The sequence below is a fragment of the Anaerosporobacter faecicola genome, assembly GCF_012070565.1.
Lineage (GTDB): Bacteria > Bacillota > Clostridia > Lachnospirales > Lachnospiraceae > Anaerosporobacter > Anaerosporobacter faecicola.
The window spans coordinates 1-13,468 of the sequence record NZ_JAAQRO010000028.1; the positions used below are offsets into that span (position 1 = coordinate 1).

11 protein-coding genes are annotated in these 13,468 nt (G+C 36.4%); all 11 read left to right on the top strand.

The window, feature by feature from the left end; translation table 11 throughout:
- The first annotated feature begins 150 nt into the window (after positions 1-150).
- The 11 genes from HBB17_RS11955 (at position 151) to HBB17_RS12005 (ending at position 13,454) form a co-directional block, all read left to right on the top strand.
- The gene (locus HBB17_RS11955; protein WP_167957734.1) at positions 151-636 is read left to right on the top strand and encodes a flavodoxin family protein; all 486 of its coding nucleotides are present in this window, start codon (positions 151-153) and stop codon (positions 634-636) included.
- Between the two features lie 229 nt (positions 637-865).
- On the top strand, positions 866-1,681 hold the full coding sequence (locus tag HBB17_RS11960; RefSeq protein ID WP_167957735.1) for a YwmB family TATA-box binding protein: 816 nt from the start codon (positions 866-868) through the stop codon (positions 1,679-1,681).
- A gap of 366 nt (positions 1,682-2,047) precedes the next feature.
- Positions 2,048-2,719: a response regulator transcription factor gene (locus tag HBB17_RS11965; protein WP_167957736.1), complete on the top strand. Its 672-nt coding sequence runs from the start codon at positions 2,048-2,050 to the stop codon at positions 2,717-2,719.
- Positions 2,720-2,816: 97 nt separating this feature from the next.
- On the top strand, positions 2,817-3,746 hold the full coding sequence (locus tag HBB17_RS11970) for an ABC transporter ATP-binding protein (protein WP_330588218.1): 930 nt from the start codon (positions 2,817-2,819) through the stop codon (positions 3,744-3,746).
- Positions 3,739-4,521: a hypothetical protein gene (locus HBB17_RS11975; protein WP_167957737.1), complete on the top strand. Its 783-nt coding sequence runs from the start codon at positions 3,739-3,741 to the stop codon at positions 4,519-4,521. The genes HBB17_RS11970 and HBB17_RS11975 overlap by 8 nt, the downstream gene beginning before the upstream one ends.
- Before the next feature lie 85 nt (positions 4,522-4,606).
- On the top strand, positions 4,607-5,500 hold the full coding sequence (locus HBB17_RS11980; RefSeq protein ID WP_167957738.1) for a sensor histidine kinase: 894 nt from the start codon (positions 4,607-4,609) through the stop codon (positions 5,498-5,500).
- A gap of 57 nt (positions 5,501-5,557) precedes the next feature.
- Positions 5,558-6,877, top strand: coding sequence for a hypothetical protein (locus HBB17_RS11985; RefSeq protein ID WP_167957739.1), 1,320 nt, complete (start codon positions 5,558-5,560; stop codon positions 6,875-6,877).
- Between the two features lie 322 nt (positions 6,878-7,199).
- Positions 7,200-8,381 (top strand): class I SAM-dependent methyltransferase, encoded by a 1,182-nt coding sequence (locus HBB17_RS11990; protein ID WP_167957740.1) that lies wholly within the window; start codon positions 7,200-7,202, stop codon positions 8,379-8,381.
- A 77-nt stretch (positions 8,382-8,458) separates the two neighbouring features.
- Entirely contained in the window at positions 8,459-10,999 is a 2,541-nt protein-coding gene (locus tag HBB17_RS11995) for a hypothetical protein (protein WP_167957741.1), read from the top strand.
- A gap of 96 nt (positions 11,000-11,095) precedes the next feature.
- Positions 11,096-12,214, top strand: a complete 1,119-nt coding sequence (locus HBB17_RS12000) for an aminopeptidase (protein WP_167957742.1) — start codon at positions 11,096-11,098, stop codon at positions 12,212-12,214.
- A 58-nt stretch (positions 12,215-12,272) separates the two neighbouring features.
- Complete coding sequence (locus tag HBB17_RS12005; RefSeq protein WP_167957780.1) at positions 12,273-13,454, top strand: phosphopentomutase; 1,182 nt, start codon at positions 12,273-12,275, stop codon at positions 13,452-13,454.
- The last annotated feature ends 14 nt before the right edge of the window (positions 13,455-13,468 follow it).

Below are 13,468 nucleotides of genomic sequence, written 5' to 3' on the forward strand. Positions count from 1 at the left end.
TTCGTATTTTGTTTGTTGTGGTGACTACATTATACTTCAAAAAGGGAGGTCATTGCTCTTTTTATTGCAAACTCCCATAAAATCGAGGTTTATACAATAAAAAAGGTAGTAAAATTTGACACTACCAGATAAACATTGGAGGTACGAAAAATGAAAACATTAGTTGTTTATTATTCAATGGAAGGTAACACCAAGTTTGCAGCACAGGAGCTTGCAAAAGAGGTACAGGGAGACTTATTAGAACTTGTTCCACAAAAAGCGTACCCAACAGGGAAAATAAGTAAGTTCATATTTGGAGGAAAAGCAGCAACCTTTGGAGAAAAACCAAAACTAAAACCATATGACTGCGACTGCAACCAGTATGATCTAATCTTGATTGGTACACCAATCTGGAATAGCCGTATAACACCGCCGTTGAATACATTTCTGCGGGATCATGACCTCTCAGAAAAGACAATAGCTTTGTTTGCTAGCAGTGCAGGAGGAGATGCAAGTCGTTTCTTTGATTATATGAAGGAGAGATATTCCCATATTATAGATACATTGAGTTTAACCAATGCAGCTTTACAAAAAGAGGAAACAGAGAAAAAAGTAAAAGAATTTGCTAAAAATGTAATGAGCAAAATGAAAGAATAGAAAATTAAGGCGTCTAGAGTTATTGAAATAAAAATCTATTGGAATAAAAAACTTATACTGTAATAAAATTTGAACATTCACCTACATGTTTACCGTGACAAATACTGGTAATACTATAAACAGTAACATAAAGAAACAGACGGAATTGACACATTGTAATGATAATAAAAGATGGTTGCGTATGGTAGGGATTCCGTTAAATACATGGTGACAAGATAGGAGAATGATCATGAAGGAAAAAGAAGAAGTTTCTTTCCTACAAAAGACGATCAGATTTTTAAAACAACAAAATAGAAAAGTAAAAACAATTGCATATGTTAGCATCGTCCTGTGGATTGCTGTCATTTCTCAAATTGGTGTAAATCGGTATTTTACAGATGATAGTAAGCTTGTGGATGCATTTACGAAGACGAATTCGGCGATTATGGATAGTAATCTATATATGGTTGCAGACTTAGGAACCGATTATATGAAGGAAGAAGACGAGAAAAATCTTATCCAGTACATGGCATCTAAGATTGGAATTGATGAAGACTGTAAAATTACAAAAGGGGAAGAGCAAGAGGTACTGTATACGAAGTGTGTATCAGATGCTGCTACAACCATCATTAAACTGATTCGTAATCAGGAAGAGGAAAAAGATGGTGTGAAGATGGTGCGAAGATATTTGATCGTAGACCTTACAATAAAAGAAGACGTGAATAGTATATTGACTTATAAGAAAAAGGCTGAAAAGAGTGCAGAAGGTTTAGAGGCCAGAGATGTAGAAAGTCAAGTCACTTTTACGGGTAGATATGATGGTAAGTTATCAATGGAGGAACGGAATCAAGTAACAGACCAGTTCCTACGTAACCTGCAAGCCAGTATTGTATTGGAGCAGCGTGGAGACGAGCTTTACACGATTTATGCCTATACGGGGTTGATTGATGATTATATTAAATCGCAGGGAAGTAAAATTAATGTAAATCTTGCATTTACCTATAATGAAAAGAAGAATACAACAAAATTATATGTAGCAACGCCTATTCTAAATCAGGATTATTAATTGATTTGGGTTTACAAGCGCCCTCGCTTTGCTGAAGTGTGTTGGATCATTTGATATAAATACCGACAACTTCGTACAGAGTGAGAGCGCGTTTTTTGTTGAAATATAGCAAGCCTGTTCTTTACATCCTTCTGGTGACATTTTATACTAAATGTAAGGCTTATGATTGTTGAAGCTGAGAACGTACATAGATAGGCAATAGATAAGAAGGATTACGGAATTTTGCACCGTTTACAAAGCATTCTAAACATATTCCGATATGGAAAGCAACGAAAGAGATAGGAACGAAACAGGAATAGGAATAAAAAGATAGAAACAAAAAAGATAGAAACAAAAAAGATAGAAACAAAAGACAGGGGGTTAACAATGATTTTAGTAATTGAAGATAACAAGGATGTGAATGACCTTCTGCGGGAGACATTGGTGGAAGCGGGATATGAGGCGGAATCTGCCTATACAGGCATAGATGGTATGAAGATGCTACACAAGAAAGAATATGCGCTGGTTCTTTTGGATCTTATGCTCCCTTATAAAAGTGGGGACCAGATTCTAAAGGAGCTGCGGACCTTCTCGGATGCCATTGTGATTATTATATCGGCAAAAGATATGGTGGGAACAAAAGTTGATCTTCTTCGAATGGGAGCGGACGATTACATTACGAAACCTTTTGATTTAGATGAAGTGTTAGCAAGAGTGGAATCCAACCTTCGTAGACAGGAGAGAAAGCAGAAGCAAAACAAGAAGTATGAACACAAGAATCTGGTGTTAGATGCAACGAGTAAGCGGGTATGGCTGAATGAACAGGAAGTTGATTTGACGGCAAAAGAGTATTCCATATTAGAGATTATGATGGAATACCCGAATAAAGTATTTACGAAAGCAAGCATCTATGAAACGATATGGGGAGAAGAGTATTATGGAGATGATAATACGGTGAAAACCCACTTGAGTAATCTTAGAAGTAAAATTGCCCATTATGATGGGGAACAAGAGTACATAGAGACGGTTCGTGGAATTGGTTACCGTTTAAAACAGTAGATTTTATGTTTTCTTATCGTTCCTATGAAAAATCTTAACCTTTACTTAACCTTTGTCAAGTAAGATAGAGATAGTAAAAGGAGTAAGCAAAGGAGAGATGATGATGGAAGAGTATATCTTACGTATAAATGATGTAACAAAGCAATTTAAGAATTTTACAGCACTTAATCAAGTACGCATTCAATTAAAGCAGGGAAAGATCTATGGATTAATTGGAAAAAATGGGGCAGGTAAGACAACCCTTATGCGATTGATCACAGGTCTAAGTTATCCAACGCAAGGTTCCATTGAGTTATTTGGTGAGAATAAGGAAGCAGGACTTCGCAGAGAAAGAAAACGAGTTGGTTCATTAATTGAATATCCAGCATTAGATGGAAATATGACCGCAAAGGAAAATATGAAACTTCATCGCATCATTCGTGGAATACCCAACAAAACCATTGAGGATGAATTGTTACAAATGGTTGGGTTAGGCGACACAAAGAATAAAAAGGTAAAAGATTTTTCTTTAGGAATGCGTCAAAGACTTGGAATTGCAATTGCTATGATCGGGAATCCGGAATTATTAATTCTTGATGAGCCAGTGAATGGACTGGATCCTGTAGGTGTTGTAGAGATTCGAAACTTAATAAAACGAATCTGTGAAGAAAGAAATATTACGATATTGATCTCCAGTCACAATTTGCCTGAACTGTACCAAACGGCAACAGACTATATTATTATTGATAAGGGACGTGTTTGTCAAACACTGACTTTACCAGAACTTGAAAAAAAGTGTAGCCATCATCTTGTTATCGAGTGTGATGAAGTAGAAAAGTTAGTGCAAGTTTTCGAGACAAAATTGCAAACAACAGATTATAGGGTTTTGCAGGATGGTAGCGTACATTTAGATGGATTTTTAGAAGATCGAAAGTATGTCATGAAGACCATTGTGGATAGTGGAATCATACCAACCAAATTTGCAGTGGAAGGAGATACCTTAGAAAATTATTATCTACCTGTGATTGGAGGAAAGAACAATGATTAATTTACTACATGCGGATTTATTTCGATTAAAAAAATCAAAGGCATTAAAAGGTTGTTTATTGGTTGTAACCATCTGTGCAGTTTTGTTAGCATTTGTTTCTCATGGTGTTATGGAGGGAGAAATTGATATTGCTGCAAACACGGTATCAGGGTTATCCGACATTTTCCTAATGTCGGTAATTGTACCACTAATGGTAGGTATTTTGATTTGTGGTGATTTTGAAAGCAAAGACATCCATGATGCAATTAGTTGCGGAAGAAGTGCAATCGTGCTTAGTAAGACCATTAGTTTTCTCTTGGTTGTTTGTATCTTAGTATTACCTTATGTATTGGTTGCGTTTATTGGTTTCTTAAGTGGAGGAAGTTTTTCAGAACTATTTGGATTTTCTTCTTATACCAATTTGTTAGCCAGTACTGGTAACTATCAAAAAGATAGTGCTACCATATTAAAAACCATTGGGCTTTTGTTCACTACAATAATTTTATATGCAGGTAGATTAAGCATCTGTATACCAGTGGCATTTGCAGTAAGAAAACCTGTTTTAGTTACCGCAATAGGAGTAGTATTCGGATTTGTTGTAGACGCTGCGGTAGCAGGCATGGAGAAGATTGATGGATTATGTGATCTTATTGATATGACTCCATATACCCATCAAGTAATAACTTTGGAACAAAGCGGAGGAGAATACATAAAAACAATTTTTATCAGTGTAGTCTTTATTGTTATTATGAGTGGGATTGCTTATTTGCTGTTTAGAAAGTCAGAAGTAAAGTAACAAGGTTGTTACTAAGGAAATTATTTAAAATAGCTGGATTGTTTGTAGTAGTGGAGTTGAAATATTAAGATGATGAGGTATTAATATGATCATACTATTAACGGTAGTTCTTGTGTGTCTGTTTTGCTATATTATTATTATGCGACGTCAGCTTCGCAACATGAACAGACTACTTCAGAAGAGAATACAAAAGGGAACAAATCAAGTAGTTAGTCTTGAACTGTATGATAAGGAATTGAACCAATTGGCGGAGAATGTGAATATATGTCTTAAGGCGGAGGAAACCCTCCGCCTTAAGGTCATCCATGAAGAACGGGATTTTAAAGATTTGATTGCGAATATATCCCATGATCTTCGTACACCATTAACGGCGGTAAAAGGATATCTTCAATTACTAGAAAAGAGTGACTTAACAGCAGAACAAAGAGAAAAGTTGTCCATTGCTCAAAAACACACGATGGAGTTAGGGGATCGAGTAGAACAGTTCTTTGAATATGCGTATCTGATGGATTCCAATCCTGTGATTGAAAAGAAACGAATCAACCTGACAAATCTGGTGATGGAAGGAATTGCAGCAGTCATACCTGCGTTAGAGGAGAAGAAACTAGATACCAGATTAGAAGAGCAGCCCATATATATCAAAGGCGATCTTGGAATGACAAAACGGATTGTAGAAAATCTTATTCGAAATTGTATTGTGCATGCAGTAGAGTACATTGCAATATGTTATTCTAGAGAAAAAGATCAAGTGACAATGCATGTTAAAAACCCTATAATCAAAGGGGAAGAGATTGTACCAGAGCAATTATTTGAACGATTTTATGTGGGAAACCGTGCGAGACAGACTACGGGACTTGGTTTGGCGATTGTTAAGCTGCTTGTCACACAAATGGGAGGAAGCGCAAAAGCGAGTATAGAAAATCAGGTGTTGGATATTCAAATTAGCTTTCTAAGTGCAGAGAATGCGAATACCTTATAGCACAAATCATTATTTCACTCATATATTAGTAATGATATAGGATTGAGGAGCGTAGTCATGAGTAGCAATATAGGTAATTGCAAAGCCACAGCCAATGATTTTGTTGATTTCTTAACAAATAATTACTTAAGTTATGAAGATATGTATAGAGATATGATTAAGAGCAATACAACGAGGAATGAAGAGACTACAGTAGAAAAAGGGATGAACACGGAGAGAAATGAAGAAGAGGATAACCGTAACCCTATGAGTCGGAATAGTAGGAGTAGAAGAAATACAAATAGAAATGACAACATGCAAGAAGAAGGTAATCAGTGGCAGGAGCAAGAAGAAAATTATATGGAACCACGCCAGCCAGAGAATAGAGAAATGAACGACCGAATGGACGACAACATGCCAGGTGACATGAATGATGGAATGAGAGATCGAATGAATGACAATATGCCAGGAGATATGAACGACCGAATGAACAACGGAATGAGAGATCGAATGAATGACAATATGCCAGGAGATATGAACGACCGAATGAACAACGGAATGAGAGATCGAATGAATGACAGTATGTCAGATGAAATGAATGACCGAATGAACGACGGAATGAGAGATCGAATGAATGACAGTATGTCAGATGAAATGAATGACCGAATGAACGACGGAATGAGAGATCGAATGAATGACAGTATGTCAGATGATATGAATGACCAAATGAACGACGGAATGAGAAATCGAATGAATGACAACATGCCAGGAGATATGAATGATGGAATGAGAGACCAAATGAGAGATCGAATGAATGATGGCATGAGAGACCAAATGAGAGATCGAATGAATGATGGCATGAGAAACCCAATGAACAACGACATGGGATATCAAATGAACGATTATATGTCAGAAGACGATAGGGTACCATATCGATACCAAGCACCTAACTATTCCAGATATATAGATGATATGTCAGGTTATTACATGCCAGATCGAGTGAATCAAGAAGAAGAGCGGACGGACGACGACACGGTATACATGAAGAGTTTATACCCACAAGCTGCAAGAAAAGTACTTCGCTATGTGGAGGATGAGTGCGACAAATTAGAATACTGTGGAAGTTGTATGTTTGATGAATATCCAGATCGTACGAATATGAATCGAATTGCACTTCGTATCTATGAAAATGTGAAAGAGCTTAGGGAAGTAGAACAAGATCAAAAGGAGGTAATGATAAATCAGTATTGTGACAGAAGATATTGTCCATATAATCGTTGCGTAGATTGTTATGAGGATGGAAGACCAAATTGGCTGTATCAGATGATTCAGAGTATGTTATACCAGGAGATGCTAAATCGTCGGAGGAGATATCGATATCGTCGTTTTCGGTACTAGTATAAGGCTAGGTTAATCATTCGTAGGTTGACTAAGATACCTTTTATGAAATGCTGTTGACCCTAACTAGTTAGTTATTAAGTACGGGATTGCTGTAATTACTATAATTAATATAGAGTGCAGTAGTCCCGTTACTTGTTATTTGATTGAATCTATGTGATAATAATGTACAAGAACAGTAATTTCCTATAAGGAGAGAGAATTGTTTCGAGCAATAAAAAAATAAGAGTATTTTAAGAATTACCTAGTTGTAGAAAGCTTACAAACTAGGTAAAATGGGTAGTAGTAAGATGCGATTGCATTGAAAGGAGAAACAAAACAAATGGATAGCAAGATCACCTCTGTTTTGGAAGAGGCATTAACAATAGATTTGTACGATATTATTATCAGTAATCCAATAAAAAGGGAAGGAATCATTAAGATTAAGGTTCGCCCAATTTTATTGCAGAATAAATTGTTATTTCAAGTAGAAGAATTCGATGGCAAACAAGTATTTCATAGTAATGATACGAGAGAAATTATATTAGAAAAGGCACAGGATTGGTTCTCAGAACATTTTCGCCAGGCAGAGATTCGAACAAAAGAACAGCAGTATATGATACTGATCAGTAAAAAAGGCAAAGTAACCATTAAGAAAAAACAACAGAAGGTTTTAGGAGTCAAGCAGAACCTTACCCATAATCGTACCAAACAGTATCTGCTACAGGAGGGAACGGTAGTACCATTTCTTGTGGATCTTGGGGTTATGACTGCAGAAGGAAAGATTATTCATGCCAAATATGATAAATTCAAACAGATTAATCGTTATGTAGAATTCATTGAAGACGTTATTCCAAGTTTGGAAGCGGTGTTAAAACAGAAAGAAGAACTGACAATCATAGACTTTGGTTGTGGCAAATCCTATTTAACATTTGCATTATACTACTATCTACATGAGGTAAAAGGATATCCAATCCATGTAATTGGATTAGATTTAAAGCATGATGTGATTGAGCACTGCAATAAGTTGGCAAAACGATATGGTTATGATAAATTAGAGTTCCTTCATGGAGATATTGCCACATATGAAGGGACAAGTATTGTGGATATGGTAGTAACGCTTCATGCTTGTGATACAGCTACAGATTATGCCCTACACAAGGCCGTTACTTGGGGAGCAAAGGTCATCCTATCCGTACCATGTTGTCAACATGAGGTAAATAAACAAATTGCTTGTCCGGATCTAGAGCCAGTTCTGAAATATGGATTGATCAAGGAGCGTACTGCCGCATTGGTAACCGATTCTCTCCGTGCATCTTTATTAGAGATTTTAGGGTATCGTACACAGATTCTTGAATTTATCGATATGGAACATACACCAAAGAATATACTAATTCGGGCGGTGAAAGAGGGAACGGTGAAAAACCGGGCACAATTGTTGGAAGAATATATGAGATGCAAGGAATATCTTCATGTTGAACCAACATTCTATACTCTTTGTAAAAAAGATCATTTGATTAAGTAGAGTAAGACAGAGGTATTTTAAATATTAAAGTTAAGAGCTAGAGTTTATGAATAATATAAAGAGATGGAAGGAATCGTATGTTAAAGCACATATATCGAAGCATTGTATTAGTGATCGTGTTTGTGGTTTCCATATTTTTTATGGGGAATAATATTAAGGAAGAAGCAGTGGAAAGTAGTAAAACGACTACAATGGCGACTACCACATTTCCGGTCATGTATATTGAAACAGAGAAAGGACTTATGAATCCGTTGCATGGGTATAGTACCAACATTGATGCTAATATGTTACGGGAAACAATTACTTTATTAGATACAGATCAGGCAGTTAATATCTATATTGACCAAAAGAAGACTAATGTTAAAAAAATAAATTACGAGATAAGGGATTGTGGCGAATATAAGTTGATAGAGGGAGGTTCTATAAGTGCACTCACTCAGAAGGAAGGCGCCAAGACAGCAAAGATTAAGATAAAAGAGTCATTGCAGGATAACGCTGAGTATGCAATGAAGATTACAGGAGTAACTTCCACAGGCAAGAAGATTTATTTTTACACAAGAGTAAAGAAAATTACGGATGCGCATCTGAATGAGAAATATGATTTTGCTATGTCCATTCATGAGGCAATCATAAAAAAAGACAAAGATGCAAAGATTGGTTCTTATCTTGAAACCAACGCTACGATGGATAACACAACGTATGCATATGTTAATATTCATTCAAGTTATGACATGGTTATGTGGGGAAAATTGAAACCTACCATTACTACAGATGTATTGACTAGGATTACGGAGATGAACAGGGATACGGCTTCCTTTGTCCTTCAGTATAAGGTAGAAGTGGAAACAGATACAGGAATCGAGGAATACACAATATCAGAATTTTTCCGTGTGAAGTATACACCTGCCAGAATGTATTTGCTCTATTATGAGAGAAAAGCAGAGGCAATATTTAATCCCGATTACATCAGTGTTAAAAAGGGAGAATTGAAGTTAGGTGTTTCCAATGAATATGAATTGTCTTATCTGACAGATGACGCTGAGACAAAACTTGGATTTGTTCGAAATAAGACTTTATGGTATTACGATATGATTGCAAATTCAATGGTTAGAGTATTTTCTTTCCAACAGGACAACTCGGATTTTATAAGAGATTGTTATGATCACCATGATATTAAGATTTTAAATATCGATGCAGATGGTAATATTGATTTTGTTGTATATGGTTATATGAATCGTGGAGAGTATGAAGGACGGACAGCAGTGATCTTATACCGTTATACGTCTGTGGATAATCGGGTAGAGGAACAGGTATATATTCCAATGACCTTGCCATATGAGGTAATGAAGGAAGATTTGGAAGGGTTTAGTTATGTTAATCATTCCAGTGTATTCTACTTCTCGTTAGAAAATAGAATTTTCTCCTATAATATGATTACCAAAGAGTTAACAACAATTGTAGAGGAAGCCAATCAGGAAAATTTAATGGTATCTCAGAAAGAGTCCTATATTGCATGGGCAGATTCAAGCCAATTGGGAGAAGCAACAAACATTACGTTATTAGACCTAGAAACAGGAGTAGAGAGCAAAATCACAGCAAAAAAAGGACAGAGTCTACGAATCTTTGGAAAAATTGATGAAAATCTGATCTATGGTTATGTAAAGGACAAAAACCTAGCAACGGATACCGATGGAAGTATACTAGCACCAGCTTATAAAGTATCCATCATTGATAAACAGAAGCAGGAATTAAAGAGCTATTCCGTAAAGAATTATTATACGGTAGCTGCCCTGGTAACAGATAATGTGATCGAGTTAAAGCGGGTGAAAAAGTCGGCAGCTAGTGATACGGGATATAAAGCTACTGAATCCGATTATATTCTAAACAGGGCAGAAGAAACAAGGAAAAAGATTGAAGTAACGACACGTGTTACGGATAAGATGCTTACAGAATTATATCTTAGTATTCCGGATTCCATTGAACTTACGAAGAAGCCAGATGTGAAAGGAACAGTTAATACAGTGATCAAAGATGATCGTACTCTTCGAATTGATCTGGATCGAAGTAACCAGGAGCGCTATTATGTCTATGCGTTAGGTGAAGTATTGAATGTATATGATAATGCAGGGGAAGCAGTTGTATTGGCAGATGAGAAAATGGGATCTGTTATCAATCAAAATTTTAAAGTTATTTGGGAACGTGGAAAGAAGAGCACAAGAGCAAGTCTAAGTGGTATAACACCAGTGTATTCCAGTGCGAAGTTGAACAGTAAGAAAGCTTGTGCTAAGATGTTATTAGCAAATGCTGGAGTTAATGTGACAGAGAGTCAATTAGGGGATAAAAAGCGTTCCATTATGGATATACTAACACAGTATATGAAGAAAGAACCGGTCAATCTGACGGGTTGTACACTTGAAGAAGTCCTTTACTATATAAGCGAAGGAAGAGCGGTAATCGCTATTAAGAATAATGGACAGGCGGTATTACTGACAGAGTATGATGAATTTAATGTAACTATGGTTGATCCAGAACTAGGGAGAACATGGAAAGAAGGTTACAAAGACAGTTCAAAGATGTTTGAGGAAGCAGGAAATATATTCATTAGTTATGTTGAGTAAACTGCATTTATATATATTGTTTATTTTACATCAGGAAAAGGCAGCAGGAGAATTATAAGGGATTACACAGGTATTCCCAGGAAAGGAAGAAGAACAATGGTAGATGAGAGAATTAAAGTATTAGCAAAAAATCTGGTTAATTATTCAATGAAAGTAAAAAAAGGAGATAATGTTTATATTCATTATGTAGGTCCTTCTACGCAGATGTTAGCAAAGCAATTGGTCAAAGAAGTGTATGCAGTAGGTGGTAATCCATTTCCACACTATAGTGATCCTGTTGTGGAGAGGGAAATGCTATTAAATTGTACGGAAGAACAGCTTAAGATCATGGCGAAGGTTGATGCAGAAGAGATGGCAAAGATGGATTGCTATGTGGGTGTGAGAGGAAGTGATAATATCACGGAGAATTCTGATGTTCCTGCAGAGAAGATGAAACTCTATTCTAGCCTCTATATGACTCCGGTTCATCATGAGATACGAGTACCAAAGACCCGTTGGGTTGTTCTACGTTATCCAAATAGTTCAATGGCACAACTAGCGAATATGAGTACAGAGAAGTTTGAAGATTTCTATTTTGATGTTTGTAATCTGGATTATTCAAAGATGGATCGAGCAATGAAGTACCTGGTGGATTATATGAATCGTACAGACCGAGTGCATATAGTTGGACCAGGAACAGATCTTACATTCTCCATTAAAGATATCCCAGCAATTCCATGTGCAGGGGAATGTAATATACCGGATGGAGAAGTATTTACTGCACCTGTAAAGGATTCCATTAATGGTACATTACAATATAATACACCTGCGGTATATCAAGGATTTACCTTTGAGAATATTCAATTGACATTCAAAGATGGAAAAATCATTAAGGCAACGGCCAATGACACGGAGCGGTTAAACAAAGTATTTGATACGGATGAAGGCGCTCGTTATGTTGGTGAATTTGCCATTGGAGTGAATCCATATGTTATTACACCGATGAAGGATACGTTATTTGATGAGAAGATCATGGGATCCTTCCATTTTACACCTGGTAACTGCTATGATGATGCACCAAATGGAAACCAATCGTCCATTCACTGGGATCTTGTCTGTATTCAAACACCTGCATGTGGTGGTGGTGAAATCTATTTTGATGATGTGTTGATTCGAAAAGATGGACGTTTTGTTGTAAAAGAATTAGAATGTTTGAATCCTGAAAACCTAAAATAATAATTACATTTAAGAGAAAGGAAAAGTGTATTCAATTGTTGGATACATGGGTGATGGTATGAAACGTGTATTTTTAATCGTGTTAGATAGTTTTGGTATTGGTGAAATGCCAGATGCAGCAAATTATGGAGATGAAGGAAGCAATACAGTAAAAGCTGCTTCTACTAGTCCTTATTTTCGTATGCCTAATATGAAAAAACTTGGTTTTTTCAATATTGATGGAGTTGAAATCGCTCGTCCAGAGGAAGACTGGGCGAAGGAAGAAGTTACACCAATTGGCGCATATGGACGTATGACAGAGACTTCAAAGGGAAAGGATACAACAATTGGACATTGGGAGATAGCAGGTATTATTTCTGAAAAACCATTACCAACATTTCCGAATGGATTTCCAAAAGAATTGTTAGATCAGTTTGAACAACGTACTGGTAGAAAAGTGATCTGCAACAAACCATATTCCGGTACAGATGTTATTCGTGATTATGGAGAAGAACATATGAAGACAGGAGCATTGATTGTCTACACATCTGCAGATAGTGTGTTCCAGATTGCAGCACATGAAGCAATCGTTCCAATTGAACAATTGTATGAGTATTGTGAGATTGCAAGAGAAATCTGCAAGGACGAGTTTGGAGTAGGCCGTGTTATTGCTAGACCTTTCGAAGGAGAAGCACCATTTAAACGTACTTCAAGACGTCATGATTATTCTCTTGTACCACCAAAAACAACAATGCTAGATCAATTAAAAGAAGCAGGTCTTGATGTTTTGGCAGTTGGTAAGATCAATGATATCTTTGCTGGAAAAGGAATTACAGAAATGGTACGTACCGCTAACAATGCAGAGGGAATTGAACGTACGCTTGAATACATGAAGAAAGATTTTAATGGTTTATGCTTTACCAATCTTGTTGATTTTGACATGTTGTATGGTCATAGAAATGATGCAGAAGGTTATGCGAAAGCACTTACGTATTTTGATGAGAAATTACCTGATTTGTTAGCAGGATTAAGAGAAGATGATATATTAATGATCACAGCAGATCATGGCTGTGACCCTATTACACCTTCTACGGATCATTCTCGAGAATACACACCATTAGTAATCTATGGTGATAAGATCAAGAAAAACACAAATTTGGGAACAAGAGATTCCTTTGCAGATATTGCAGCTACGGTTCTTGCATATTTGGGAGTGGAATCAAAGGTAGCTGGAACATCTCTACTAGACGAGATACAGTAAAATAATCAATTGTT

Bases quoted from the DNA above. Each gene is read 5' to 3' on its own strand.
- HBB17_RS11955 (WP_167957734.1), top strand. From the start codon at position 151: ATGAAAACATTAGTTGTTTATTATTCAATGGAAGGTAACACCAAGTTT.
- HBB17_RS11960 (WP_167957735.1), top strand. From the start codon at position 866: ATGAAGGAAAAAGAAGAAGTTTCTTTCCTACAAAAGACGATCAGATTT.
- HBB17_RS11965 (WP_167957736.1), top strand. From the start codon at position 2,048: ATGATTTTAGTAATTGAAGATAACAAGGATGTGAATGACCTTCTGCGG.
- HBB17_RS11970 (WP_330588218.1), top strand. From the start codon at position 2,817: ATGATGATGGAAGAGTATATCTTACGTATAAATGATGTAACAAAGCAA.
- HBB17_RS11975 (WP_167957737.1), top strand. From the start codon at position 3,739: ATGATTAATTTACTACATGCGGATTTATTTCGATTAAAAAAATCAAAG.
- HBB17_RS11980 (WP_167957738.1), top strand. From the start codon at position 4,607: ATGATCATACTATTAACGGTAGTTCTTGTGTGTCTGTTTTGCTATATT.
- HBB17_RS11985 (WP_167957739.1), top strand. From the start codon at position 5,558: ATGAGTAGCAATATAGGTAATTGCAAAGCCACAGCCAATGATTTTGTT.
- HBB17_RS11990 (WP_167957740.1), top strand. From the start codon at position 7,200: ATGGATAGCAAGATCACCTCTGTTTTGGAAGAGGCATTAACAATAGAT.
- HBB17_RS11995 (WP_167957741.1), top strand. From the start codon at position 8,459: ATGTTAAAGCACATATATCGAAGCATTGTATTAGTGATCGTGTTTGTG.
- HBB17_RS12000 (WP_167957742.1), top strand. From the start codon at position 11,096: ATGGTAGATGAGAGAATTAAAGTATTAGCAAAAAATCTGGTTAATTAT.
- HBB17_RS12005 (WP_167957780.1), top strand. From the start codon at position 12,273: ATGAAACGTGTATTTTTAATCGTGTTAGATAGTTTTGGTATTGGTGAA.